The organism is Salinisphaera orenii subsp. halophila YIM 95161, assembly GCF_003732545.1.
Classification (GTDB): Bacteria; Pseudomonadota; Gammaproteobacteria; order Nevskiales; family Salinisphaeraceae; genus Salinisphaera; species Salinisphaera orenii_A.
Genome location: NZ_AYKF01000008.1, coordinates 1 through 1,926, shown reverse-complemented (window position 1 = coordinate 1,926; position 1,926 = coordinate 1). Strand labels below are relative to the sequence as shown.

Genomic DNA, 1,926 nt, shown 5'->3' with positions numbered 1-1,926 from the left:
AGAATTACGACTATAAGCTGTGGGCGTGCCTCAGCCAGCGTCTGTTCCTGTCTCGCTTAGCTATGTTCGTTGTACGGCGGTTGGTTGGTATGGCTGTTTAGCGTTGGAGTCGGATAGCCAGTTCGTACCAATAGCGCGCTTTGGCCCCTTCGTTCGACATTCGTCGGATCGAAGCAGCCTTGTCGGCGTCGGTGAGCTGGGCACCTTTGTGTAAGCGGCTATTCGCGGTAAATTCGAAGTCAGCGCGTTCTTTCTTGAGGCGCGTCAGGTTTTGGGGTCCGCTGGCAAGTTCGAGAGGACGTCAGCCGACGCAGTTCACGTACAACGAGTCGCTGCAGCCGACCGCCCAAAGCGCTGGCGCGCTTTGGGTTCCCTCCGCGGCCTCCGGCCGCTCCGGCGGCGGCTGAGCTTAGGCGTTCGGGTAAGGGATAATAAAAGTGTCACTTTTTTCTCAAAGAATGGGTATCCAATCTGTGGAGAAAGCTCTGCAGCGCGAGACGATGGACGATGAACTCCGCAATAGGCTTTGGAGTGCCCTGAAGCTTGTTTTGTGGGATCGCTGGTCACCTACAGGCTTTTACGGTGGGCAGTCCGAAGATGCAAAGCAAATAGAATTGCTGGTAGCGAAACTTTGGCTCCATTATTTCAAAGAGCCAGTTGATACGATTCCCGAATTTCAGCCGGGCTATTCTTCGTCCGCTTACAACGTAATCCGGACCCAATTTTTCGAGTCAGAATGGTGGCAAGCGTACGATTTAATCGAATTTCTAATCAAGAATAGCCCAGATAATTGGTCGGAAAGTCTCAAGCCATTTATCAATGATTTGCTAGAGCAAGAAAATGCGGCCTATAGAGTCGTAGGTGAAGAAGTAGCCGAAATCACTAGCGAGTACGAGTCGGAATCAGTCGAGACTGCGTTGAGTGATTCGTCTCCTCAGGTTGCGACGCACTTATCACGTGCTTTGGAACTATTGTCAGACCGTCAGCAGCCAGATTATCGAAACTCAATCAAAGAATCGATTTCTGCGGTAGAGTCGACATGCCAAAAAATTTCAGGCAATTCAGGAGCTACATTAAATACCGCCCTTCTCCGTATTAAAGAAGTGCATAGTTTCCATCCAGCATTTGAGCAAGCGCTAAAAAAGCTTTACGGCTATACAAGCGACACCGGCGGTATCCGTCACGCTTTGACGGAGCAGAACTTCGAACCGACTTATTCAGATGGAAAATTTATGCTCGTTGCCTGCTCCGCATTTATAAATTTCTTATGGACAAAGGCGTCGGAGCTTGAAGCCTAACTCAGGCTTATACCCGAACAAATCGCTGCAGTTGACCGCCCAAAGCGCTGCCGCGCTTCGGCCGGCAACTGAGCTTTGGCGTTATGCCTTACTAAAATATAGATGAAGAAGCAAAATTGCTCAAAGAGGCGAAGTCTCTGGCGCGGCGATATCGAAAGCTTACCGGCAAGCCTTTGGGCATCACTGGCGAGGTTGCTGAATTTGCAGCCGCCCAGCTTTTAGACTTAGAACTCGCCGGGGCTCGGCAAGCCGGTTACGACGCCATCCGGGCGGACACCGGAAAAAATATCAAGGTTCAAATAAAGGGCCGTGTTATTCCGAAAGGTGCGAAGCCAGGTCAGCGAATCGGCAGCATCCAGTTGGATAAAGAGTGGGACACTGTCATTCTTGTCGTTCTCGATCAAGATTTCGAGCCACGAGTAATATACGAAGCGGGTAGAGATGCCATCACCGCCGCATTAATCGCTCCAGGCTCAAAGGCGCGGAACGAACGCGGCGCTTTATCAGTTAGTAAATTCAAATCTATAGGCGCCGTGGTGTGGTCGGCGGAAAATGCATAACAGGTCGCTGCAGTTGACCGCCCAAAGCGCTGCCGCGCTTCGGGCTCCCTACGCGGCCTTCGGCCGCT

2 protein-coding genes are annotated in these 1,926 nt (G+C 51.5%); both read left to right on the top strand.

Annotation, left to right across the window (positions count from 1 at the left end):
- Positions 1-437 precede the first annotated feature (437 nt).
- A complete protein-coding gene (locus SAHL_RS01705) occupies positions 438-1,298 on the top strand; it encodes an AbiJ-NTD4 domain-containing protein (protein WP_123589694.1) in 861 nt (286 codons plus the stop codon).
- Positions 1,299-1,414: 116 nt separating this feature from the next.
- Positions 1,415-1,858, top strand: coding sequence for a DUF6998 domain-containing protein (locus SAHL_RS01700; protein ID WP_221177780.1), 444 nt, complete (start codon positions 1,415-1,417; stop codon positions 1,856-1,858).
- Positions 1,859-1,926: the final 68 nt, after the last annotated feature.